We start from the raw sequence: 23471 nt of genomic DNA, 5'->3' as shown, positions 1-23471 counted from the left end.
CAGCAAGTACAATAGGTTCCGCAACCAACTTCTGCGAATGTTGCGTCTACCAAAGCATTTTCTAATTTTTTCCAAGCACTGATTACGTATTTCATCTCGTTTCCCTCCGTTGAGACATGTCTATGCCTCACCACCTACAAAGTAAAATTCAAAGAATTAACCTTCTTCATGAATTTTTTTTATATAAACAAACAAGATTTGTTTTTTCAAACAGTTAATCATGAGACATTCTGTTTCTAATCATAATTCAATCTGTTTTTTAATAAAAAATTGCAAAACACAGAAGGAACTTCCTCACTTATGTTGGTCGAAGAAGCTCAACAAAAAAAGGCTGCGCAACTGCGCAGCCTTTTATACATTACATACGGGCTTGCCGGACGGCAAAACGAAGCACCCGTCGAACGTCCAGATATTAACTGTTCATCCACAACACAATATGTTCATGTTCATGAAGAATATCAGCAATAATTGCGTTTCCGTCTGCATCTGGGTGAATACCGTCAGATAGATTATTTAAATATGGTTCGTGTGTTGCCAGTCTTGAATAAATATCCACATAGGAAATATCGTAGTCCGCGCACATATCAAGATACGCCTCGGAAAGCTTACCAATACGTTCTCTATGCTCCAAATTGACAACAGGGAACGGGCTTACCATAACTACATTCTTCTTTCCGTAAGTTTCAACAGCTTCAACTAAAATATTGCGCGCATTTTCAACAGACGCTTCTGTTGATACGTTTTGCTGCCCCGATGGAGTTGCCATATCAACAACACCAAACGAAAAAAGAAGGCGTGGCTTACTTTCTGGAATAAGACGAGCCTCTACTTCAGACTTCCAACGTTTAGCAATAGCAGCACTGGAGTGCTTACGTGCTCCCATGTTGTAAAATGTAGCAGGAGGAACCGGAACGCCGGACACCAGACAAAGTTGGCCTATCCATCCGCGTAACGATGGATCGTTCACACCGAGAGTTAACGAGTCGCCAAAAAAGAAAAATGTTTTCATACTCTCTCCTGTTCCGAAACTACTTCTATAGAATTAGCGCAGTGCCTATCCAAATTATTCAGCACGTACTGCCATAGGTGTATAGAGACTTTTCCCTCTGCATAACTGCGGCTACTGTTAATCGCCACCATGCATGATGCATAATGCGCAAAGAATGAGCCGAAAGATTACACAGTGGGGACTTCCCGATACTGTAGTTAACGCTATTCTCAATCAATTGTCTAGCAAGAGCAATTCAATATACGCTTTTTTTGTTCTTGATAGCGATGTTACAGAAAAGTTGCTGCAATGCGACTTCCACACACCTTTCATTTTTAGAGTACCACTCTGCACTGCATTAGTACTACACACAATGATACAAAACACTATCTGCAACTGTACTTTATCTTAGCGTAAAGAAATTTACACCGCAAATTCATACTAAAAAAGAAGGCATTCAGCGTAGAAAATGATGCAAGTTTGTAACAAAATTCAAGATATGTTTCTTTACAGGACATTATGAAATATTCTTGGAATTCAAACAGGTTCCAACAGCGTTCTACCCTTGACAGCGCACCACAAAATACTTACCAAATTTATCGGGGAAACATCCCGCCAAATCCATTTTCAGGACACCAAAATGAGCGAACCAACAGAAGAACATCTTAAACGTGTGCGCAACTATGTTGAAAAGTACTGCACCAAAACAGGACTGACCACCCACTCAATGGCTGAAGTCACTGACGCAGTAGTAACCGGCCTTGCGCACAACATTGAAACTCTGGGTAAACCACTCTGCCCGTGCCGTTTTTACCCGGACAAAGCAGAAGAGATTAAGCACCGTACATGGCTTTGCCCATGTGAGGATATGAAAAAATACAAGTACTGCCACTGTATGCTTTTTGTTAACGAAGACGGCATGCCTGTAACTGAGCACCTTCCTGAAGATCATGAAGGCATTGCAACCTACGGTGTTATCAAAGATCCAGCACCGGAAAAGTACAAAGCGCCAAAATAGAAATTTCTTTTTCATTGATGATAAAAGTCCCCTGCAGGCATGCACTTGCAGGGGACTTTTTTTGTACCACTTGTTTTAAACCAAAAAAGAGGCTCCCGTCACCGATGACAGGAGCCTGCAAACCATATGATCAGGCAGACAATACTGCCGTAAAAGCCCTTTTACTTTGCAACAAGGACTATTGCGTTGCAAGTCACTTTTATCGAAAACTTGCCGCGTCCATATTGAGACGTGCTAAAATTTTCTGAAGTGCTACACGTGATAAACCAGAAACACGAGCTGCCTCAGAAATATTCCCTTGAGTGTTTTTCAACAAATCAGACACATACGCCTGAGTAAAGTCATCGATAACCTTATTCTTTGCTTCCTTGTACTGTGTCAAATTAGCTGCCCCATGCTCTGCGACTGCTGAAGTCGGTAATGTGCCGCTGTCCACTAATCGGACAACACTCATATCTACGCTGTCTCCAGAGCAGAAAACTGTCAGACGACGCACATAGTTTTGCAACTCACGCACGTTCCCTTGCCACTGTTTTGTGGAAAGAAATGTGAGCACATCCGGTGCAATACTTTTTTCCGGCAACCCCATTTCTTTACACGACTGACGAAGAAAATGATGGGTAAGTAGCGGAATATCCGTAACTCGTTCACGAAGAGGCGGAATGGTTACTGTAAGTACGTTTAAACGGTAATAAAGATCTTCTCGGAAATCTTTATCCTGAATGCGCTTTTCAAGCTCCTGATTTGTCGAGGCAACAACGCGCACATTCACGTGTTCGTTATGGTTTGCACCAACTGGGCGTACCTCACCCTCCTGCAGTACCCGCAAAAGTTTCGTCTGAACCTGAAACGAAATATCGCCAATTTCATCCAGATGGAGGGTGCCGCCGTCCGTTGTAGCAAAAAGCCCTTTGTGATCTTTATCTGCGCCGGTAAACGCTCCCTTTACGTGTCCAAACAGTTCACTTTCTAACAGCTGTTCTGGAATCGCCGGGCAGTTTACACTTAAAAAATTGTTATCGCAGCGAGTGCTGAGCTGATGAATCATGCGGGCAACCATTTCTTTTCCTGTTCCGGACTCCCCGCGGACAAGAACAGTATAGTCAGAATGTGCCACCGCCTGAATGGAAAGCTTCAATTGCTGCATAGCGGGAGATTCACCAATAAGTTCTCCTGAAGCTCCGAAGGAACGCACCTGCTCTCTTAACTGCTTATTTTCATTCATCAGGTTCGCACGTTCCTGACTTTTCTCTACAACACGAAAAAGCTCTGCTGGTTCAACAGGTTTGGTCAAAAAGTCGTACGCACCGTTTTTGACGGCTTGCACCGCAGTTTCAATGGTTCCATGAGCAGTAAGCATAACCATTGAAAGATCTGGACGCTGCTCTAAGGCAAGCGGGAGCAAATCCATACCAGTCATCCCCGGCATCAGCATATCTGTAAGCATAATGTCCACGTGGGTTGATTTCAAAACATCGAGAGCAGCTTCGCCCGTATGAGCTAATTGTATATCGAGATTTGGAAACTTACGTTCAAGCAGACGTTCTAACCCGCGTGCAAAATCTTGCTCATCATCAACGAGCAGAATTGTTTGTTTCATTCCAGTTTGTTCCACGACTATTCTCCAAGGTCACATGATGTTGCAACCGGAAGCTGCACAACAAATTTTGCTCCGCCAAACTCATCGCTGGCTGAAGCCTCAACCTTTCCACCAAGGTCGGTTACCATACCGTACACAATTGCCAGCCCGAGACCTGTACCGGAGCCGGGCCCCTTGGTAGTAAAGAACGGATCAAAAATTCTATGCATATTCTCCGGAGAAATCCCCTCTCCGTTATCCTCAACAGTTACTACGACATGTTCTGTTTCTTTGATAACCGCTAAGTGAATATGCCCCTTACTTTCTTCAACTGCATCAAGAGCGTTAAGTACAAGGTTAGAAAGAACCTGTTCAAGCTCCTGTTCACCCATTGCAGCAAATACATTCTCTTCAGAGACTGAGGAGGTAAGCTGAACGCTCTTTGACGCGGCTTGAACAGAGAAAACTTCTGTAACATTTTGCACGACCTGAGCAATATCAGAGATACCTTTACGACTGACTTTCGGGCGCGCAAAGTCCAACAGGTCACGCAACACTCGCTGTGCATGGCGTGTATGGCGAAGAATGATATCAATGTCCTGATTCTGCTGAGCACCCTCTGCATCACCCTTCAGCAATTCAGCGTAACAAAGAATAACCCCAAGCGGATTGTTAATTTCATGGGCAAGTCCTGCAGCAAGCTTACCAATTGTTGCAAGCTTCTCATGCTGCTGCATCTGAGCGAGCATCCGCTTTTCACGAGTGGTTTCACGGACGTGAACAATAACCCTGTCCGGCAGATTGTTTCCTTGAATTACCGGATAAATCCCCATGGCAAAGGTACGCGAATCATCAACAATAACTTCGTCAACAAACGGTACCTTTCTGGAAAGGGCAAGCTGCATTGAGCAACCATCCGCTGCGTTGTAATCTGAAAGCAACGATAAGATATTACCACTGGTATCACGTCCACCTGTGAATTCAGCAGACAAATTACACGCAGCCTGATTCGCGGTCAGAATATTACATGAGGCATCCATCAAAACCAGAGGATCTGTAATTCCCTCAACAATGGTTTGCAAAGTCTGCATCTGTCGCATCATATTATCTACTGCAACAAGGTTTTCTCCCGCTGCACCAAGCTGTCGTCCAAGAGCACGCATCAAGCCATGATCTTGTAACGCCACATAGCGCGGGTCATCCCAGTACAGAATCAACAGCCCTTCGGCGTTACCTGCACTGGACTCGACAGCGATAATAATTCGGTTATCTTCAAATTTAATACCGGTCTCTGTAATAACATCCAGCCAGTTGTCAGGAAGCCTTTGCGCTTCTGCCCCGCTTGGCCATGAATAACTGTTATTCGATGCAAAGGTGCAGATATATGTAACTGTAGTTGCGCGGAAGCGGTTGCCAATTTCTGGCATAGCAAGATTTAACAGTTCCCCGCGAGAACGACTTTTCTGCATAAGAGACAGCATGGTAATAAACAAAGCAACGTCAGAACGACGCTCAAGTGCCTCATGCGTCAATTCCTGTGTCCGTTCATCAACCATCGTACGCAGATTCTCTGCATACTCTTTTAACTGTGCTCTTGCTGAGAACAGATGGTTATTCAACTCAAGCAGACCGGATTCAAGCTCTTCAATCTCATCCTGCTCTGCAATGTTATCCAACAGATCTGTGCCACCCGTTTCTTCAAGGTTTTTACGGAACACAGTGGAAATTCTTTTAATATTATCAACAACCAGCACCTTAAAAAGCACATTAGTTGTAGAAAAGAAAACAATCGCGCCCACTACAAAAAATGCAAAGTAGCCAATAATAGTTTTCTGCAACTGACTCAGACTTGCCATGACATTAATGCCTACCAAGTCCACCCCGCCAATAGAATTAACCTCTTTATTGAAGCCACGTTTGCCATACTGGTTTACGACTTCGATCGGTGCATCGTTGATATCACCGTGGCAACGCATACAGCTATCCACATAGGTCACTGGACGTGCCATTACGTAATATCGCTGCCCTGCAATATCTTTATAGCCTTTCCACATCTTCTTAGTGGGATGTTCACGAAAATGCTCTACAAAACCCCGTTCCAGAGTATTTGCTTCAAACTCAGGGTTTCGGGAGTTAATTGCAACTCGTCGGTACAGATATCCATCCTCCCCCTTAAAGTGCTCCATGACACTTCGAGAAATGTATGAAGAGCTCATCGCCTCGATAATAAAGGTATCAGGGATCATCTCATACATTTTAGGACGCAGCACTTTTCGCACGTAATTCTGCACAGCATCTACCTGTGTAAATGTTAGGGTAGCTTTTGCCTCAACTTCATCCTCAAGCACCGTGCGCATATGGATGTAGAACCCGATAGCAAAAATTATCCCGAGTACAAGTGATGCCACAGCAAGTCCACTTAAGAACTGCTTTTGCAACGAATACGGTTTACGAAAAAGCATACAGATATGTGTCTCCGACTTTAACACTGGTGATCAACATCACAGCGTTTTTGTGCCTGCAAACTTTTGTTTGCAGCGCTTTTAGAAAAAGCACCGTAGCGCAGAATCTATGGGGCTACAACACCTCAAAACACGCTGTTTTCGGGATAAAAAGCTTCCCCGTTAAAAAACGTAAAGACCCCGCAGGTGTGCACTACGGGGTCCAGACAATAAACAAGCCAAGAAAGCTCTACTTTGGAGTTGTATCCATCGAGCGGGGCATATGCTCGAAGGTTGAACGGGCACCTAAGTCCGCTTCGCCGCAGACTTCGATATCTGTGTAGAAAAACTCACCGGTTTCAATCCCGCTATCGTCAATAAATTTTGCCATCGTAGCAAAATCATCTGAACTTGCGGTAATAGCAGGACAAATCACGTACGTGAATGACCAAAAAATTGCGAGGCCAGCGAAAAATTTGGTCCATCTGTAGGCTGCGCTTGTCTTATTAATTGTCATAATCCCATTCCTTATGCGGTGTAGTTGCACCGGAGAGGGTGAAAATTTTTTGTTTACTCAAGTGCGGGAGAGACTCTCAGTCTCCCCCGCGGAGTATGCTTTAGATTTTCGCAGTGATCTCTGGGAAGACCACGTAGAACATGATGTACGCCATGGTAAGTGTCAACGCGAGGTTGAGGGACTGACCGCATACGTACAGGATAAGCGGTTTGCCGCCTTTAAAGTAGCCAGCAAGCTCACGGAAGTTAGTAGCAAGACCGATTGCTGCAAAGCTGAGGCAGAAGAACCAGCCGCGGAAGATTTTAGAGAAACCGCGGATTACACCATGGTCAACCATCGCAAAACCTGCGTCGGAACCAAGGGAGGTGTAGATGGTGGAGAAAATCACAGAAGCAATTACGAAGCCGATTACGAATTTAGGGAAGCGGTGCCAGATTTCCATCCAGCCGACTTTCTTGCCTGCTTCGCATTCAACTTTGGTGCACCAGTAAACAGCTACGCCGAATGCAGTTACACCGATAAGTACGTTCTGAATCATTTTAATTGTAGCAGCTACGAACATTGCTTTCTCAGAAAGGAATGCACCAGCAGCAGCTACAGCACCAGTTGCGTCAATGGTACCACCCATCCATGCACCACCGAGAACGTGTGGCATTGCGGTTGCTTTAATTACCGCAGGCATCACGATCATCATGATGGAAGTAAACACGAGGGAAAGACCGATTGAAAGAGTAAGTTCTTCTTTTTTCGCACGACATGCAGCAGCGGTAGCAATAGCAGCAGAAGTACCACACACGGACATGTCAGCAGAAATTACCATGTTAAGAGTTTTAGACGGCATCTTAATTACTTTCTGACCAAAGATGAATGTAGAGATCAGAACAACAGGGGTAACTACCCATGCTACGAAGATACCAGGAACACCGATCGCGATAACTTTACTGAAGAGAACTTCAGCACCGAGAAGTACGAGACCTGTTTTAATGAAGTATTCAACTTCAAGAGCAGGCTTGATCCATTTAGGAGTACCGACGGTATTCGCAATAAGCATACCTATAGCGATAGCCCATGCTGCGTAACCGATACCGTAATGCTTCATTGTGGACTGGTACCCCATGAGGTACGCAATAACACCCACAGCAAATACTGCGAAGAAGCCTTTAAGGAATCCACCAGCGTCTTTACCCATAACTTTGATACCCACGGAGAACAGAAGTGCCATTGCAAGGCAGAGTCCGATCAAGGATGGGAATAAGTTGTAAGGCTTATGTTTAATTTTCTTTTTAGCTTTGCTGGATGCCTGACGATCTTTACGCCATGTAGCGATTTTAGAAATAGCTTCGTCATTCAATGCAGCATTTTTAAAGGAAGCCTGTGCAGCAGCTTCCTGAGCAGTCAAAGCAGCCATTTTAGATGCTTTTGTTTTGGCAGCAGCAGCATCGTACTTAGGTTTGTTTTTAGCATTTAATGCATCGGCAGCAGCCTGATCCATGTAGAACGCATCAAGTGGGTTAGTGCTCCACTTTTTAGGCTTGCTGGTCCAGTTCTTAATTGTTTTACCAATTGGAGAGCCGGTAGCCTTAAGTTTACCTTTAGTATCCTGTGCGTCATAGTAAGCAACAGTCTTGAATGGTGCGTATTCAGCCTGTTCCTGCATGATGCTGTTTGCATTCGCAATTTTAGCATCAAGGTCTTTTGGCGGGTTGTTGAAGTAGATAAAACTACCAACAAGCAAAATAAGAGCGCCGAGCCAAATCGCCCAATAGTCTTCTTTCAGCCATAAATCGGAGATACTGGAGTTACCCTCATCTACCACGATATTTTTTTCTTCAGCCATTATGCATTTCCTCCTTTGCAACTTGGCACTTCTGTCATCTAAACACCCCACGAACAAAACCCGCAGGTTTGGTAGACAACTAGCAAGGAGGATGCCACTTTTTTCACAAAGAAAAATACATTCAAATTCAACATGTTAAAGAAATACAATTTCTTTGAACGATCTCGTAAATTAAAATGTGCATACTTGAGTTTACATGAGATTGAAACTTTTCCAAAAACAAGCCAAAAGTAATATAAATAAAAACAATAAGTTACCAAGTTGCAAACTTAACTTTGCACCACAATCTTGTTTCAACTCTTTACTAATCTCAGGTTTACTCTCGAAAATCTTTCTCTGAAAATATAAATAGTGACCCTTTTACTATCTTCTCACTGGACACTAAGGCTCTTTATTACTAACGCTACAAGTAAATATTTACTCATTTTCACATACTAACATTCACCTTCTAAGGTACATTATGTCTTCCAAACAAAAAATATCGCTTATTGTTCTTCTAGTCCTCTCTACTTGTATTGCACTAGGAGCTTTTACTCTTATCCAGAAAAACAAAGAGACTGCACAAAACTTTCTTAATGACATTAATACTGATCAAATAGAAGTCACCTGCCAACGAATTGATGCCGGTGTATTTTCTATTGATTACAATGACATCATTATTAGGGAACGTGGAAACCAAGAGTCCAATCAAGATATTACTATCGATTCAGTCTCTGTTTCGAAAATTCCTTCTCTTTCTACAATCATCAATCAGGATTTGAATCAGGGGAAAACTAATATTGAGTGTTCCGGAATTCACCTCCCTCTTTTGGGTTCCGCTGCCAAACAATACGGAGCTGACGAAGTAACCCTAAATATTTCTGGTTCCTCTACACTTACTGATACCAATCTCGATACAACAACATTCTTTGAAATTCCTGAAATGGGAAGTGCTACATCTTCAATGGCTTTAGAACTTACCCCCAAATTTCTTAAAGTCATGAACGATGTTAAATCGCTAGACCAACGGATGGTTGCGCAGAATATCTCCCTCAAATCCGTTGCGGTTACTTTTGCAAACAACGGTGGTATTAAAAAGCTCCTAGCGGCGAATAATATTGGTGATGCCCAGATTGCAGCAGCTGAAAAAGAGCTCCAAAAAGTACCAGCGGTTAACTATCAGGCAGATCTTAAAAGCTTTGTTGAAGGTGAAAAAAAGCTGTCATTTAAATTTGGCTTCCCAGAGGGAGAAAGTGTGCCGCTCGGGCAGTTACTTTTTGTCTTCTTACTACAAAATCCAAATGATGCTTCAAAAATCGTCATCACATCATCCTAACTATAAAAGCTGCCCATCACGGCAGCTTTTTTTAATACCTTCGGCGAAAAGCACTCTGCCCTCCACCCACAAAAGGAACTCTCTCGACAGTCTAAATAGAAAACGCCTGTTGTTTAACAGCTCTTTTTGGTGCTGCAAACAACAGGCGGATTTTACATCACATTCCCCCTCAAACGACAATTTCAAGGGGATACAAATAAAACAAGCATGTTACGTATCAATATTGCTATCACTCATGGCTCTAACCAATTTGTTTCCAGCTCGTTCAATATGCACTTTCATCAACGACCTTGCTGCCTTTGAATCACCAGATGCTATAGCTTTCGCAATTCGATCATGCTCCTCTTCTACTTGATCAAATCCCCAGTCAAATCTTGCTTTTTGTTCCATCCAAAGCCTTACAGGTTCATAAATTTCGCAGAAAAATTTCATCATAATACTATTATGACACGCCTGCGCTATAGCTTTATGAAATTCGAGGTCAGCTGTAATCAGCTTTCGCCCGTTCTTTTTTGCCTGAATCAACTTTCTATGCTGGTGAGAAATATTCTCTATATCTTCGGCTGTGGCTCGTTCAGCAGCATACATTGCAATTGTTTGCTCAAGTTCCATGCGAGTCTCGACCAAGTCGTGCACTTTCTCTTTTCCGATAGTCAACAAAGATAAACCAACAGCTTTTGACTGAATACTATCTGTAGAGTCGGTTATACGCGTCCCATCCCCGGGACGAACAACAAGTACGCCTATCAACTCAAGAGCACCTATTGCCTCTCGAATCGAACTTCTTCCAACCCCAAGCTGCTCCATAAGCTGCGGTTCAGGAGGAAGCTTATCTCCAGGCTTAAGTTTACCTCCAGCGATCATATTAATTAAACTTTCTATGACTTGATCGCTTAGACGCTTACGTTGAATTTTACCTGATTTTGCATTCATATTTTCGTAATAAAAAAATTATGAAGGACATTCAAGCAAGTTCCTTTGCTCAAAAAAATCCCCACCTCTCGTTATATTGACAAAAAAGTAAAACATTCTTAATTTAAATCAAACATCAGATGTTCTGATGTTTACGCCATCCAATAAACTTAAATCATTGCGAATTAAAGTGACACACTATGCACCGTAACCCCTAATCACTAACAGGAGAACCAATATGGAATACCTGCGATATGATTCAAGACTACTCATCAGGCTTGATCCGGGAGACGAAGTAGTTTCGGCTTTAACCGAAATCTGCACCAAAGAGGAAATTCCACTTGGTATTATTTCTGGAATAGGTGCAGTAAACAAGGCAACTGTCGGATTATTCAATCCGGTAACCAAAGAATACTTTTCCACTACACTGGAAAAAGATTTTGAAATTACAAATCTGACAGGCAACGTTTCTCAAATGAATAACGAAGTATACCTACATTTGCACGCAACACTCGCAGATATAGAGCACAACGCCTTCGGAGGTCATTTGAACGCTGCAACAGTAAGCGCTACAGCGGAAATCTGGATTGATATTGTTGATGGTTTTGTTGATCGAGAATTCAGCGAAACCATTGGGCTAAATCTACTTAAGTTTTAAATTGATTCCACTTAGGGTCACCTACTGACTGCCTAACGCAAAACGCCTGTTGTTTTAACAGCTCTTTTTAGTGCTGCAAACAACAGGCGTTACTTATTTATCACTTCTATTTTTATACTTACGTAAATTCAGGGACAATCACTCCCTGTACGTAGTGACATAACTATTGAACCTGCCTATCCCGAAACTCAACATTTTCGGATGAAAGATGAAATTCAACCTTTGAAGCATTAATATTGTTTTTACGAAACACCTTAATAATCTTAGAACGAATTTCATGTCCAAGTTCCCATGCTGCAGGCGGATTATCTGCCCACGCGACAACCCAGCACTTGAAACTTCGCTCTTCCATTCCAATCACCCAAAATCTTGGGTCTTCATAGTCAGCAAAGTGGTTACAATTTACTACTTGGCGTTTCACCAACCGCTCCACTTGGTCTAAATCGCAATCATATGAAACAAGAAATTCTATGTTTACCCATTGGTAACGATCTGTTTTAGTGTAGTTAATAACTTTTTGTGACAGCATCATGCTGTTAGGAAAAATAACCCGCTGCCAATTCCAAAGCTTCAACACAGTATGGATCATTGTAATATCTTCAATAGTTCCATAATGCCCATCCACCGTAACCGTATCATTCACTCGAAAAGGTTGTGAAAAAGAAATAACCATTCCCGCTATGGTATTTTCGATCAAAGGCCGCGCCATAATACCCACAACCACACCAATAGAAGCCGCAATCACTGAAATATATGTTTTAGGAATACTTCCTATGTGTGGAAAAACGAGAGCCATGACCCAAAGAAGTACAAGAACAAATAAAGAAATGCGACGGATAATTGAGAACCTGCTCTCAATTGACTCCATCGCTCTTTTACGTGCCCGTCTGTTTGGTCTATCAACAGGCGAATCAGTGTTTTTTGCCTGAAACTGATTTAATGCTGAAATTCGCTGCTGACGCTGTGACTCCGTCTGGTCAATCTTTTTCTTTGCCCATAAAATGGTAAGCACACCAAAAAGTGCCGTAAGAATAGTTATGACCGGAAGGTTTTGTAAGTATATGAGTATCTCTTTAAGCATACAGTCATATTAGCCTTACAGGACAGCATGCGCAACTTCTTTCCGAGCCGGTACATAGGCGTTGACCTATGACGCACTCTCCACTATTTTTCTAAAGATATGCGACGCAATATTTTAGTAGTAGATAAAGACAACGGTTCACTTGCTGCACTTCCTGAAATCCTGAAGACAGCAGGGTATGACGTGCTTCATGTTCACAACCATGATGAGACCCGCTCCACACTTGCAAAAGAGCATTTTGCAGTGGTCATTGCCGGTCTTGAAGACCATCACGCACAAAAACAGGATCTGCTCAAATCCATCAAAGCAAACACGCCTGAAACTGAAGTTATTCTAGTTTCCCGCTCAGCGCGTGTTGATGCTGCCGTGCGCGCAATGCAGATGGGAGCATTCCACTTTTTATCACTGCCGGAAAATCCCGCTGACCTTCTTGTCATTATTGAAAAGGCCATGGAAAAAAGTCTCCTTCAGTCTGAAGTTAAAGAGCTTCGCCAAATCTTGCAAAAACAGCAGACTATGCCGACACTCATCGGAAAAAGTGCTGCAATGCAGGAACTGAAGAAAGAAATTGCCCGAATTGCTCCACTCGATTGTACCGTACTTATCCAAGGTGAAACAGGAACCGGTAAAGAGATGGTAGCTAAAATGATCCACAAGCTGAGCTCTCGGGCGCACAAACGATTTTACGCTATTAATGCCGGTGTATTCAGTGCTGAGCTACTCGCCAATGAACTTTTCGGACATGAAAAAGGAGCCTTCACCGGTGCCCAGTCAACCAAAGAAGGTATCTTTGAAGCCGCGAACAACGGTACATTACTACTCGATGAAATAGGTGAAATGCCTGTAAATATGCAGGTTCAGCTGTTGCGTGTTCTTCAAGAGAGAACCATCACGCGTGTCGGCGGCACATCAGATATATCTATTGATGTACGTGTTATTGCCGCGACCCACCGTAACCTCGAAAAACTGGTTGAAAAAGATCAGTTTCGGCAAGACTTGTTCTACCGCCTTAACGTCTTCACATTGCGTCTTCCTGCATTAAGAGAACGCCCTGATGATATTCCATTGTTTTGTAACTTCTTTATGGAAAAATACTGCAAAACGTTCGGTAAAGAAGTGAACGGACTCTCTGAAGATGCCCTTCTTGCGCTTATGCGACATTCTTATCCGGGTAATGTACGTGAATTGGAAAACATTATTGAGCGTGCTGTTGTTCTTTGTGATAGCGGAACTATACATCTCAATCATCTGCCTCAAGAATTTTCCAAAGGAACAAAGGCAAAACATAAGCCTGTAATAAACAATGCCCACCGCACGCTTGCTGATGTAGAGCAGGAACATATCACCCAAGTACTAAATAGCGTTGATGGCAATAAAGCTACCGCTGCAAAAATACTTGGCATCGACCGTGCAACCCTGTGGCGTAAATTAAAAAAGTATTCTTTGTAAAATCAGTAAATTACTTTGATATCCACCCCGTTGCGTTTTGCAACGCGTTGCAAAACGCAACGAATGCCCGCATTCCCCTAAATGACAGCGGTTTTCAATTACCTGCCTATAAAGCGTTGCACTATGCAACGCTTTTATTTTTTGACTACTTAATTATCAAAATTTTATTATCTTTACATTTCAAGCGCTTACGTGTTTTGCGGGTTTTGGCACGGCATTTGGATATATCCAAGTGAACAGTAACTAGGCTCATTTGGACCTCCTCCAATTTGTCTATCCAGAAACGTAACTCGTCGGCAACCGAATTACGTTGATCCACACATAGTGCTCCTCTCACTAGGGTTTCAGTGTCGCACGGAGGACCCACCTCCTCTTCCACCACCATCCATCATTCGGCACTGGAACAGAAAAGGCTTCATGACGTCAGCGCGTCATGAAGCCTTTTTTGATTTTCAAATACCATATAAGCGTATATAACCTTTGCACCACAACACTTTTCCCATTCCCTGTACTGCTTGTGTTCTACGCATACACAAGAAAAATGGAGGCTTCATGTTTTCTGCTGCTACCTACGTTGAGCGACGAAAAAAATTATGCGCTCGTCTTACAGAGCGTGGTGAAAAAGGTCTGCTGCTGTTTCCGGGTAACGCTTCTTCCCCTATGAATTACACAGACAACGCATACCCGTTCCGTCAGGACTCATCCTTTCTCTACTTTTTTGGACATGACCATGAAGGTCTGACCGGTGTTATTGATCTGGACTCAGGGGAATCCTGGTACTTTGACCAAGGTTTTTCAATGGATGACATCATCTGGTCAGGGGCAATGGCTACCCCAGAAGAACTCGCGGCTCGATGCGGAGCTGATAAGTATGGTTCTGAAAACACCCTTTCACACATGGTGAGTGAAGCCAGAAAAAAACAACGTCCAATTCATATTCTTCCTGTCTATCGAGCAGACACCAGAATGCGCCTTGTACAACTTTTGGATTGTGGTGTTATGGAGGTAAATAATTTTATCTCTACGCCGTTCATTAAAGAAGTCGTTGCACTACGCTCTATCAAATCCATTGAAGAAGTAATGGAAATTGAACAGGCTCTCGAAACGTCCTATGCAATGTACGCCAATGCTCTTTCCGCAGCACGCCCCGGAGCTTCTGAGAGACAAATCGCGTCCATCCTACAATCAACACTCGCCCTTGCGGGTTCACGAGCCTCTTTTACTCCAATCTGCACCGGTCGCGGACAAATCTTACATAACCACGACTACACACATATGCTCCATTCCGGTGATCTGTTATTGATCGACTCAGGAGCTGAATCCGACAACCATTACGCTTCAGATATTACACGTACCTTCCCTGTTGCAGGCACATTCACAGACCAGCAGCGAGATGTTTACTCTATCGTTTTAGCAGCACAGGAAGCAGCTATTTCTCAATGTGCTCCAGATGTCCCCTTTATTGACTGTCATATGACTGCCGCAACGACCATTGCCTCCGGTCTCCGTGATCTCGGTATATTAAAGGGCAATGTTGAGGATATTGTTAATGCCGGCGCTCATGCCCTATTCTTCCCGCACGGACTGGGGCATATGCTCGGGCTGGATGTACATGACATGGAAGGGCTTGGTGAAGACTTTGTAGGATATGATGAAACCATTACTCGTTCAGAACAATTCGGGCTTCGCGGCCTTCGACTTGCTCGAAAACTAGAGCGTGGTTTTGTTGTCACGGTTGAACCGGGTTGCTACTTCATTCCGGCACTTATGGATCAATGGGAGTCTGAAGGCACCTGTAAAGAATTCATCAACTTCGATACTGCTAAACAGTTCAGCGAGTTTGGCGGCATTCGCATTGAAGATGATATTTACATTTCCCGTGATGGACACAGAGTTCTCGGGCAACAGATTCCAAAGACGATTGCGGGCATTGAAGGACGAATGCACGCATGTTCTCAACGGATGTTTCAGAATAGATAGCAGTAATTGACTATCATAGCCGCAAAGGTAAATTCTGCGCTACAGTCTTCTCCAAACAGCACAATTGATCGCGTCAGCCTGCTGACCTTTCTATAAAGACACAGGAGAAGACTGCATGAGTAAATCTGACAAAGATGCCCGTCGGAAAAAAGTTATTGAAGTTCTGAACAAAGCCCGAAGCATGGAACTGCATGCCATTACACAATACATGAACCAGCACTACGGTCTGGATGACATGGATTACGGTGAACTGGCTAAGCAAGTTAAGCTTATTGCACTTGATGAAATGCGTCATGCGGAAATGTTTGCAGAACGCGTCAAAGAACTTGGCGGTGAACCAACGGCTGAACTTTGCTGTCCGGTTGAACGCAAACAAGCTGTGGATCGCATCTTTACATTTGATGCTGATCAGGAAGATGACACTATCGAACAGTACAACCAGTTCCTAATGGTCTGTAGAGATAATGGCGACAGTGTTAGCCAGAAAATCTTTGAAACAATCATCGAAGAAGAGCAAATGCACTATAACTACTTTGATTCCATCTCTGGGCATATTGAAAAGCTCGGTGATGTTTTCTTAAGTAAAATAGCAGGCACTCCGGCATCCACAGGACTCGCAGACCAAGGCTTTGCCGTTTCCGGTAGCGGAGAGTAACAACACCTTCTCAAGATGTATTGAGAATACGCCACACCAGCCTATTCCACACATCGGCAGAACGTATTACGTCGTAAAAAAGGGTTGTTCTACAATCGTAGAACAACCCTTTTTACGTACTCTAAAAACTGGCGCTGTTGTGAAGCTGAACCGTCTTGTTTGAATTAACGGCTTTCGATCACAGCGTAGGCACTGTGGTTATGGATGGATTCGAAGCTTTCCACTTCCACCCGGTACCAATCAATTTTTTCATGATCGCTAAGCTGTTTTGCAACCGCACGCACAACATCCTCTACAAAAGTAGGATTAGCAAATGCGTTCTCAGTTACATACTTTTCATCTTCGCGTTTGAGCAGAGAATATACTGGAGATGAACCTGAGTTATTAGCAATTTCGATAAATTCTTCAATCCATGCAAAGCCATTCATATTTATCTGAAGACGTACTTCAGCACGCTGGCTATGAGCACCTTCATCAGAAATAGCTTTGGAACATGGACACACTGTCATTACCGGCACGCAGACTTCGAGCATGCAGCTCATTTCTTCGTCTTCAAGTGCTCCTGTAAGCGTTACTTCGTAATCCATGCGACTAGTACGCTTTGTGGCCGGTGACGGCAGTGACATAAAATATGGGAACGTAAAAGAAATAAAAGCGTTACGAGCGCTGAGACGTTCCTGAATCTGCGCAAGCAAGTCTTTCAGACTATTGTAGTCCAGCTTTTCACCAAAGCTTTCCAGCGACTCAACAAAGCGGCTCATATGTGTGCCTTTGAAAGCCGCCGGTAAATCTACCCCAACTTCCACCTGCGCTACGGTATGCTGTGCACCGTTTTCGCGATCACGCACAGAAAGAGGAACCCGTAAATTTTTCACCCCTACACTATCGATAGGAATTGCCACCTCAGATGAGCTCATCTGGATATCTTGTAGCTGCTTAGGCAATGTCTTGTCCTGTTGTAGTTAAGTTTAATTTACCATGCTTAACCCCTTTGGTAGAGGTCAGCCTTTGAGCTAAGGCTCTAATCTTAGCTCCGCTTCCTTTAAGAACAAGAACTTCCAGACAATTGTCATGATCTAAATGCACATGCATTGATGTAATAATCATATCATGCGCGTCATGCTGTATCTCAGTAAGTCGCTGCGCAAGATCACTTTTATGGTGATCGTACACAAGCGTCAGAGTTCCTGCTAATTCTTTATCGTCCTGCTCCCACTCCTGCTGTACAAGGGTATTACGGATCAAATCACGAATAGCCTCAGAGCGGGTTTGGTAGCAGCGCTCTTCACATAAATCATCAAACTTTTCTAACAGTTCGGAATCAAGGGATACGCCGAAACGGATTGTACGTCCCATATGTCCTCCACATTCCCGGTAATTCTAGCGGGTGAGTTCCCAAAGATTAACAGTTACTTTCGATGGCTGCTCGTAAATTGCCGACGTTTTTTCAGTAAGCAATTTGCGGGATTTCCATCCCCTTTTATCAAGCTGTGCCTTGAACTCGTTGTACACACTTCTATTGGGTTCTGCCACCCAGGCACGACCACCGGGTACGAGGCAATGATCAAGAAATTCAAGAACAGGCTCAACAAAACGTACCTCGTACATAATGTCCCCACCCCACATAAGATCAACAGATTGCGGACGGACAGCAGGATAACGCCAGTCCATTAATGTCCACACAGGTTGCGGTACGTTATTCAGTTCCGCGTTCTTATGAGCAAAACGCAGAGCTTCAAACTCATAATCCATTGCAATAACATGCGCTCCAAGCCATGAAGCAACAATTGCAGTTAATCCAAGACCGCAGCCGATGTCTAAACAACACTTCCCCGCGATCTCGTCTTTATGAGCGTAGAGGTGCTCACCAAGAACCAGACTGGACGGCCACAGCTCTGTCCAATACGGAAGGCGCTCGTCAGCATCAAGATCGTCCTCCACCATGTTTTCCCACAGTGTTTCCAGATCAGCAGCCCTGTCCAGCGTCCAGTTGCGCCCGCAAAGCGGGACTTCGAGACGCGGTGTATATTCAGAAAGTTGATTCATTAATCCAAACTACCATTGAGTTTTGCAGAAAAACGTTCAATAGCGCACCTTGTTTCATCCGTCTACAAAAGACACCTGCTTCAAAATGCGGATATATGCAATTTCATCCAACATAGTCACACTTGTGACCTTTCCGTATCCCCGCTACTATACCTTTCAAGACGTTATCAGGTATAACGCCTACAGCAAGAACATGCAGGACATGTTTTATGCCTCTTTCATGCAACTACGAGTAAGGATATATATGCAACCTTCACCACTTACAGGACTCCACAGACAAGTCTGGACCGCACTGCTCGCAGCACTTATCGCAGTAGGTGCTCTCATACAAATCCCCATCGGCCCTGTTCCCGTAACACTGCAAACATTCTTTATTGTTCTTGCAGGCTACATTCTGGGGTCAACAAGCGGGGCTGTTGCTATGCTCCTGTATATCCTAGCAGGTGCCATCGGGCTCCCTATTTTTGCAGGCGGCAAAGCAGGTTTTGCAATACTTTTTGGTCCTACGGGAGGATACTTACTCGGCTTTGTGGGCACAGCCTACATCGCAGGACTGGGAAAGCATAGCAAAAACAACATCATGCCACTTGTATGGGGACTTCTCGGACTTGTTTTTGTCTATCTTATCGGCTTCCTGCGCTTAAAATTTGTTCTCGATATCTCATTCGAAAAAGCTGCTGCAATCGGAATCGCCCCATTTATCTGGGGGGATCTCATTAAAGTAGCAGCCGCCGCAACTGCATTTCGTTTTCTCCGAAAACAGAGGCTGCTTCCAGAATGATCAAAGCAGAAAACCTTTCTTTTTCCTATCGTGGAAACGCGTCTCCCGCGCTGGATGCTCTTTCGTTTGTCATACCAAAAGGCGAGCTTGTTTGCCTGTGCGGAACAAACGGCAGCGGCAAATCAACACTCTTCTCACTATTAGCAGGGTTGCAAACCCCTTCTTCAGGGGCGCTTAAAGTAGATGCTGTTAATGCTAAGGGGAATGAACAACAGCTTCGAGCTCAAAGCGCTCTTGTGCTTCAAGATGCAGATTTACAAATTATCGGTGCTACTGTTGCTGAAGACATGATGCTCGCCTTCCCTGCCAACGATCCAGAGGCTGAAGAAACGTGCCGAGCCATGGCAAAACGTTTCTCACTGCTTGAACACTGGAACTCACCGGTTCACGCTCTTTCCTACGGGCAAAAGCGTAAGCTGTGCCTCGCTGTATCCTTGCTCTCTACGCCCTCATTACTCCTGCTTGATGAGCCGTTCTCTGGGCTGGATTATCCGGCAATGGTTGAAATGCGATCAATCATGAAGGCAAATAAAGAGCACGGGCTTACCCAGATTGTTTCTGTACATGACCTTGAGCCTGTGATTGATCTTGCAGACTCTATGATTGTTCTACACCATGGAAAATTAAAAGGGAGCGGTGATCCGCAAGGTATGCTTGGTTCCCTTCTGGAATACGGGATACGCCCGCCCTACTCATGGCTTCAAGAACATACTATTTCTCCTTGGGGATAAGCATCTTCGTTCACAACACAGCACAATAACAACAGATATGCACACTTAAACATTACGTTCCAAACCAGCACGCTGTAGGGGACAAACATGAGCTTCTGCAATCAACCTCAACCTAAAAAGACTTCCGGAACGGGCTATGGTCCCACAAGCTTCCGACTTCAGTCGCCGGACGCAATCTTTAGACATCTTCCCATGCATGAAGGAGCAACGTTTCTGGACGCCGGATGCGGTGCGGGAGATTATTCAAGATACGCTGCACAGCTGCTTGGTAAAAACGGACGAGTTATCGCGCTTGATTCAGTAAAACTTTCTGTAGAAACACTTCTTACACAAGAGCAAGAAGATGGCATGGCAAAAATCTCAGGTTTGGTATGTGATCTTACACAGCCATTACCGATACCGTCTCAAGACGTGGATATTGTCTTGCTGAGTACAGTGCTGCATATCAAAGCTGTGCGAGATCATGCTCACGCTATGTTCTCTGAATTCAAAAGAATACTACGCCCAAATGGTGTACTAGCCGTGCTTGAATGCAAAAAAGAGGCATCAAATTTTGGCCCTCCTCTACATTCGCGACTCTCTGCTAATGATGTTGAAGCACTCGCCGCTCCATGTGGATTCAGAAAGGAATCTGAACATCTTTTCCAGCATAGCTATTTAGCCTGTTTCAGACTTACATAGTGCTGGAGAATATCAAGGATCATAAAAAAGCCTGCCGGACACAACGTACGGCAGGCTTTTTCTAAAACGATTTTTCTAAAAGATTGATAAGGGGAATGCCCCTGCACACTTCGATAGCCTAAAAAGATTCTTCGAAGATCGCGACAACTTCGCCTTCTTCCATTTCCACAGGAGTACACGCGAACAGTACTCCCATAGTTTCCATCGCGTTCTTCGCCATTTTTGCGCAATCTTCTTTCTTCACGCCATAGGATTCCAGAGTAAGGTCACCCATACCGATCTTAGAAATCAGTGTACCTAGCGCATCAACAAAAGCATACGGACGTTTATCTTCCGGAAGTGCATCCACATCAACATCCATGAAGTACGCAAGATCAATCATGCGTTCAGGCATATGTGGAGTAAGGTGTTTGAAGTACGCCTTGGAAAGCATAATAAGTCCGGCACCATGTGGGATCTGAGGATAAAACGCAGACAACGCATGTTCCATTGAGTGCAGTGACATGCAAGAAGAAAGAGACTGACAAACACCGGCAGCCGTTGATGCCCATGAAACCATTGTGCGAGCTTCAATATTCTGTCCTTCAGCCACGATTTCCGGCAGGAAAGTATTGATGAGCTGAACAGCCTGTTGTGACAGCAAATCACTCGTCGGTTGACGCTGGGCAGACAAATAGGTCTCTACAGAATGGAAAAAAGCATCCATACCGGTAAAAGCAGTCACCTTAGGTGGGACAGTCATCGTAAACCATGGGTCGATAATAGACAGTGTTGGATACGTTGAATCGTTCCCCCAGCCTATTTTTTCATTGGTTTCACTATTGGTAATCACCGTCCACGGATCAGCTTCAGTGCCTGTTCCTGCAGTGGTAGGAATCGCCACGATAGGAAGCGCCGGATTAGCCGGAGTTTTCTTTCCACCGGTGCCTGCCTGCATATAATCCCAATAGTTGCCTTCGTTGTTCGCCATCAGTGCAATGGACTTAGCAGAATCAATAGAACTGCCACCACCAAGACCGATAACAAAGTCACAACCATGCTGACGGGCAAAAGCAGCACCTTCTGTAACATGATCCAAGATCGGATTCTCTTGAATCTTGTTGTAAACGACACTTTCCACACCATTGTGATTCAGCATGTTCTGTACAAAGTTCAGATAACTGTGCCGGATCATCGAACCGCCGGAGCTGATTACAATGAATGCTTTCTTCCCCGGAACGTTTTCGGGGTTTGCCAACTCTTTTAATTTACCGCTGCCGAAAATCAGTTTTGTCGGCATGTGAAACATAAAATCAATCATAATCTTACTCCTTGCAGCTTACGCCATGTGTGAACCATTCGTCAGAAAAAGCAAAAGCGATGGAACCATGTCCCACCGCTTAGTGATATTATTTAGCTTCAAGGAAAGCAGAAAATGCCTTCACAGTCGCGTATAAATCAGCCTTACTTGCCAATTCGAACGGGCTGTGCATTGCCAGCAGCCCCGGCCCGAAGTCGACAATGTTCATGCCGTACATGGCAAGGTACATGGCAACAGTTCCACCGCCGCCGTGGTCAACCTTACCAAGCTCTGCCATCTGCCACGGTACACCCGCAGTATTCATGACGCCGCGAAGCCATCCAAGGTATTCCGGATGCGCATCATTTGCTTCGTATTTACCGCGGTGCCCTGTAAATTTGCAGAAACAAGGTCCGTAACCGAGAGTCGCAGAGTTCAATTTTTCATGTACTTCCTGATAATCTGGATCAAGAGCACCATGTACATCGGAAGAAAGAGCACGAGTTGCAAGCATTACCTGACGGAAGCGTACTTCTGGGTCCCATGCTTCGATAATATCTTCAATGCAGTATTCAAAGAAACGAGACTTTGCACCCGTAGAGCCTTCTGAGCCGATTTCTTCTTTGTCCCACAACACAATAACCTGAGTGTGGTCAGAAGCTTCTGTTTCAAGCAACGCTTCAAGTGCTGTAAAGCAGCAGATGCGGTCATCCTGACCGTAGCCGCCAATGATAGCTTCATCCAAACCGACCATTCGCGCAGGGCCTGCCGGAACAGCTTGTAACTCTGATGAGTATAAATCTTCTTCGGTAATTCCGTATTTTTTATGGAGAATATCAAGTACACGCTGTTTAATTTTGTCTTTAGGCGCGTCCTTGCTCTCTTCGTCTTCTACTTCTACAGGGCGGTGAGCAAGAATAATGTTGAGTTTTTCAGCTTCAAAAGCATCCGCAAGCACTTTCTTGGACTGATCCTGTGCAAGGTGTGGGAGTAAATCGGCAATAGTAAATACTGGATCTGATGCATCTTCACCAATGTTTACAATAACTTTTTCACCATTTTCTTTTACAACAACACCATGTAATGCGAGCGGACGGGAAAGCCACTGATACTTACGGATACCACCGTAGTAGTGAGTTTTTGCCTGAGCTACACCACAAGTTTCATAGAGCGGGTGCTGTTTAAAATCGATGCGTGGAGTATCAGCATGTGCACCAACAAGGTGTACACCTTCCGCCAGAGACTTTGCTCCCTTACGGGCAACAAACAAGGTTTTTCCCTGAAGAATTGTGTAATACTTGCCAGAAGAAATATCTGTTGAAAAACCTGCTTCTTCCAGACGCTTCACTGCGTAAGCAATAGTTTCGCGCTCTGTTTTACAAGTAGAAAGAAAATCTACGTACCGGGCAGCAAGGGAGTCCATTGCTGCAAGATCACTATCGCTGGTGTATACGTCCCAGCAGTTTTTTGGCTCAGAAGTTAATTTGCTAGAGCTCATACATATCTCCAATGCACACAAAACG

Annotated in this window: 21 protein-coding genes; 9 read left to right on the top strand and 12 right to left on the bottom strand. The window is 44.2% G+C overall.

Annotation, left to right across the window (positions count from 1 at the left end; genetic code table 11):
• Nucleotides 1-412: 412 nt before the first annotated feature.
• On the bottom strand, nt 413-1009 hold the full coding sequence (locus QZY95_RS11270) for a GDSL-type esterase/lipase family protein (protein WP_290923498.1): 597 nt from the start codon (nt 1007-1009) through the stop codon (nt 413-415).
• A gap of 619 nt (nt 1010-1628) precedes the next feature.
• On the opposite strand from QZY95_RS11270, the gene QZY95_RS11265 reads away from it, so the two are divergent.
• On the top strand, nt 1629-2006 hold the full coding sequence (locus tag QZY95_RS11265) for a ferredoxin-thioredoxin reductase catalytic domain-containing protein (RefSeq protein ID WP_290923496.1): 378 nt from the start codon (nt 1629-1631) through the stop codon (nt 2004-2006).
• Nucleotides 2007-2205: 199 nt separating this feature from the next.
• Here QZY95_RS11265 and QZY95_RS11260 read toward each other — a convergent pair whose 3' ends face one another.
• The 4 genes from QZY95_RS11260 to QZY95_RS11245 all read right to left on the bottom strand — a co-directional run bounded on the left by QZY95_RS11260 (nt 2206) and on the right by QZY95_RS11245 (nt 8380).
• A complete protein-coding gene (locus QZY95_RS11260) occupies nt 2206-3621 on the bottom strand; it encodes a sigma-54 dependent transcriptional regulator (protein WP_290923494.1) in 1416 nt (471 codons plus the stop codon).
• Between the two features lie 2 nt (nt 3622-3623).
• Nucleotides 3624-6047 carry a DUF3365 domain-containing protein gene (locus QZY95_RS11255; protein WP_290923492.1) on the bottom strand — a complete coding sequence of 808 codons (2424 nt, stop codon included), beginning with the start codon at nt 6045-6047 and terminating at the stop codon, nt 3624-3626.
• A gap of 229 nt (nt 6048-6276) precedes the next feature.
• Nucleotides 6277-6543, bottom strand: a complete 267-nt coding sequence (locus QZY95_RS11250; protein ID WP_290923490.1) for a hypothetical protein — start codon at nt 6541-6543, stop codon at nt 6277-6279.
• Between the two features lie 100 nt (nt 6544-6643).
• A complete protein-coding gene (locus QZY95_RS11245) occupies nt 6644-8380 on the bottom strand; it encodes a putative sulfate exporter family transporter (protein WP_290923488.1) in 1737 nt (578 codons plus the stop codon).
• A 460-nt stretch (nt 8381-8840) separates the two neighbouring features.
• Here QZY95_RS11245 and QZY95_RS11240 point away from each other — a divergent pair, with 460 nt between their 5' ends.
• Nucleotides 8841-9695 (top strand): hypothetical protein, encoded by an 855-nt coding sequence (locus tag QZY95_RS11240; protein WP_290923486.1) that lies wholly within the window; start codon nt 8841-8843, stop codon nt 9693-9695.
• Nucleotides 9696-9905: 210 nt separating this feature from the next.
• Here the strand turns inward: QZY95_RS11240 and QZY95_RS11235 are convergent, their stop codons facing one another.
• A complete protein-coding gene (locus QZY95_RS11235) occupies nt 9906-10628 on the bottom strand; it encodes a FadR/GntR family transcriptional regulator (protein ID WP_290923484.1) in 723 nt (240 codons plus the stop codon).
• A 217-nt stretch (nt 10629-10845) separates the two neighbouring features.
• Between QZY95_RS11235 and QZY95_RS11230 the strand changes: the two genes are divergently transcribed.
• The gene (locus tag QZY95_RS11230; protein WP_290923482.1) at nt 10846-11265 is read left to right on the top strand and encodes a PPC domain-containing DNA-binding protein; all 420 of its coding nucleotides are present in this window, start codon (nt 10846-10848) and stop codon (nt 11263-11265) included.
• A gap of 163 nt (nt 11266-11428) precedes the next feature.
• Here QZY95_RS11230 and QZY95_RS11225 read toward each other — a convergent pair whose 3' ends face one another.
• Nucleotides 11429-12346, bottom strand: coding sequence for a mechanosensitive ion channel domain-containing protein (locus QZY95_RS11225; RefSeq protein ID WP_290923480.1), 918 nt, complete (start codon nt 12344-12346; stop codon nt 11429-11431).
• 99 nt (nt 12347-12445) lie between these two features.
• On the opposite strand from QZY95_RS11225, the gene QZY95_RS11220 reads away from it, so the two are divergent.
• From QZY95_RS11220 to QZY95_RS11210, 3 genes are all read left to right on the top strand, one after another.
• The gene (locus QZY95_RS11220; protein ID WP_290923478.1) at nt 12446-13795 is read left to right on the top strand and encodes a sigma-54 dependent transcriptional regulator; all 1350 of its coding nucleotides are present in this window, start codon (nt 12446-12448) and stop codon (nt 13793-13795) included.
• Between the two features lie 552 nt (nt 13796-14347).
• Complete coding sequence (locus tag QZY95_RS11215; protein ID WP_290923476.1) at nt 14348-15775, top strand: aminopeptidase P family protein; 1428 nt, start codon at nt 14348-14350, stop codon at nt 15773-15775.
• 115 nt (nt 15776-15890) lie between these two features.
• Nucleotides 15891-16430 (top strand): ferritin-like domain-containing protein, encoded by a 540-nt coding sequence (locus QZY95_RS11210; protein ID WP_290923473.1) that lies wholly within the window; start codon nt 15891-15893, stop codon nt 16428-16430.
• Between the two features lie 164 nt (nt 16431-16594).
• Here the strand turns inward: QZY95_RS11210 and folE2 are convergent, their stop codons facing one another.
• From folE2 to QZY95_RS11195, 3 genes are read right to left on the bottom strand one after another with little or no spacing between them, the layout of a single operon-like run.
• Entirely contained in the window at nt 16595-17374 is a 780-nt protein-coding gene (gene folE2 / locus QZY95_RS11205; RefSeq protein ID WP_290923471.1) for a GTP cyclohydrolase FolE2, read from the bottom strand.
• Nucleotides 17367-17786 carry a nickel-responsive transcriptional regulator NikR gene (nikR, locus tag QZY95_RS11200; RefSeq protein WP_160715420.1) on the bottom strand — a complete coding sequence of 140 codons (420 nt, stop codon included), beginning with the start codon at nt 17784-17786 and terminating at the stop codon, nt 17367-17369. The genes folE2 and nikR overlap by 8 nt, the downstream gene beginning before the upstream one ends.
• Before the next feature lie 24 nt (nt 17787-17810).
• Nucleotides 17811-18476, bottom strand: a complete 666-nt coding sequence (locus QZY95_RS11195; RefSeq protein WP_290923467.1) for a 50S ribosomal protein L11 methyltransferase — start codon at nt 18474-18476, stop codon at nt 17811-17813.
• A gap of 244 nt (nt 18477-18720) precedes the next feature.
• Between QZY95_RS11195 and QZY95_RS11190 the strand changes: the two genes are divergently transcribed.
• The 3 genes from QZY95_RS11190 to QZY95_RS11180 all read left to right on the top strand — a co-directional run bounded on the left by QZY95_RS11190 (nt 18721) and on the right by QZY95_RS11180 (nt 20669).
• Nucleotides 18721-19257 carry a biotin transporter BioY gene (locus QZY95_RS11190; RefSeq protein WP_290923465.1) on the top strand — a complete coding sequence of 179 codons (537 nt, stop codon included), beginning with the start codon at nt 18721-18723 and terminating at the stop codon, nt 19255-19257.
• Complete coding sequence (locus QZY95_RS11185) at nt 19254-19988, top strand: ABC transporter ATP-binding protein (RefSeq protein ID WP_290923464.1); 735 nt, start codon at nt 19254-19256, stop codon at nt 19986-19988. The genes QZY95_RS11190 and QZY95_RS11185 overlap by 4 nt, the downstream gene beginning before the upstream one ends.
• 87 nt (nt 19989-20075) lie before the next feature.
• On the top strand, nt 20076-20669 hold the full coding sequence (locus tag QZY95_RS11180) for a class I SAM-dependent methyltransferase (RefSeq protein ID WP_290923462.1): 594 nt from the start codon (nt 20076-20078) through the stop codon (nt 20667-20669).
• A 118-nt stretch (nt 20670-20787) separates the two neighbouring features.
• Here the strand turns inward: QZY95_RS11180 and QZY95_RS11175 are convergent, their stop codons facing one another.
• Nucleotides 20788-21969, bottom strand: a complete 1182-nt coding sequence (locus QZY95_RS11175; protein WP_290923459.1) for an iron-containing alcohol dehydrogenase — start codon at nt 21967-21969, stop codon at nt 20788-20790.
• Between the two features lie 88 nt (nt 21970-22057).
• Nucleotides 22058-23446, bottom strand: a complete 1389-nt coding sequence (locus QZY95_RS11170) for an aminopeptidase (RefSeq protein ID WP_290923457.1) — start codon at nt 23444-23446, stop codon at nt 22058-22060.
• Nucleotides 23447-23471 lie beyond the last annotated feature (25 nt).

The sequence above is a fragment of the Halodesulfovibrio sp. genome (assembly GCF_015482765.1).
Classification (GTDB): domain Bacteria; phylum Desulfobacterota; class Desulfovibrionia; order Desulfovibrionales; family Desulfovibrionaceae; genus Halodesulfovibrio.
Note: the sequence above shows the minus strand (reverse complement) of the source record. Positions and strands in the feature narration are given on the sequence as shown.

Bases quoted from the DNA above. Each gene is read 5' to 3' on its own strand.
- QZY95_RS11185 (WP_290923464.1), top strand. From the start codon at position 19,254: ATGATCAAAGCAGAAAACCTTTCTTTTTCCTATCGTGGAAACGCGTCT.
- QZY95_RS11240 (WP_290923486.1), top strand. From the start codon at position 8,841: ATGTCTTCCAAACAAAAAATATCGCTTATTGTTCTTCTAGTCCTCTCT.
- QZY95_RS11215 (WP_290923476.1), top strand. From the start codon at position 14,348: ATGTTTTCTGCTGCTACCTACGTTGAGCGACGAAAAAAATTATGCGCT.
- nikR (WP_160715420.1), bottom strand. From the start codon at position 17,786: ATGGGACGTACAATCCGTTTCGGCGTATCCCTTGATTCCGAACTGTTA.
- QZY95_RS11265 (WP_290923496.1), top strand. From the start codon at position 1,629: ATGAGCGAACCAACAGAAGAACATCTTAAACGTGTGCGCAACTATGTT.
- QZY95_RS11180 (WP_290923462.1), top strand. From the start codon at position 20,076: ATGAGCTTCTGCAATCAACCTCAACCTAAAAAGACTTCCGGAACGGGC.
- QZY95_RS11270 (WP_290923498.1), bottom strand. From the start codon at position 1,009: ATGAAAACATTTTTCTTTTTTGGCGACTCGTTAACTCTCGGTGTGAAC.
- QZY95_RS11175 (WP_290923459.1), bottom strand. From the start codon at position 21,969: ATGATTGATTTTATGTTTCACATGCCGACAAAACTGATTTTCGGCAGC.
- QZY95_RS11225 (WP_290923480.1), bottom strand. From the start codon at position 12,346: ATGCTTAAAGAGATACTCATATACTTACAAAACCTTCCGGTCATAACT.
- QZY95_RS11255 (WP_290923492.1), bottom strand. From the start codon at position 6,047: ATGCTTTTTCGTAAACCGTATTCGTTGCAAAAGCAGTTCTTAAGTGGA.
- QZY95_RS11195 (WP_290923467.1), bottom strand. From the start codon at position 18,476: ATGAATCAACTTTCTGAATATACACCGCGTCTCGAAGTCCCGCTTTGC.
- QZY95_RS11220 (WP_290923478.1), top strand. From the start codon at position 12,446: ATGCGACGCAATATTTTAGTAGTAGATAAAGACAACGGTTCACTTGCT.
- QZY95_RS11245 (WP_290923488.1), bottom strand. From the start codon at position 8,380: ATGGCTGAAGAAAAAAATATCGTGGTAGATGAGGGTAACTCCAGTATC.
- QZY95_RS11230 (WP_290923482.1), top strand. From the start codon at position 10,846: ATGGAATACCTGCGATATGATTCAAGACTACTCATCAGGCTTGATCCG.
- QZY95_RS11250 (WP_290923490.1), bottom strand. From the start codon at position 6,543: ATGACAATTAATAAGACAAGCGCAGCCTACAGATGGACCAAATTTTTC.
- QZY95_RS11235 (WP_290923484.1), bottom strand. From the start codon at position 10,628: ATGAATGCAAAATCAGGTAAAATTCAACGTAAGCGTCTAAGCGATCAA.
- QZY95_RS11210 (WP_290923473.1), top strand. From the start codon at position 15,891: ATGAGTAAATCTGACAAAGATGCCCGTCGGAAAAAAGTTATTGAAGTT.
- QZY95_RS11170 (WP_290923457.1), bottom strand. From the start codon at position 23,446: ATGAGCTCTAGCAAATTAACTTCTGAGCCAAAAAACTGCTGGGACGTA.
- QZY95_RS11190 (WP_290923465.1), top strand. From the start codon at position 18,721: ATGCAACCTTCACCACTTACAGGACTCCACAGACAAGTCTGGACCGCA.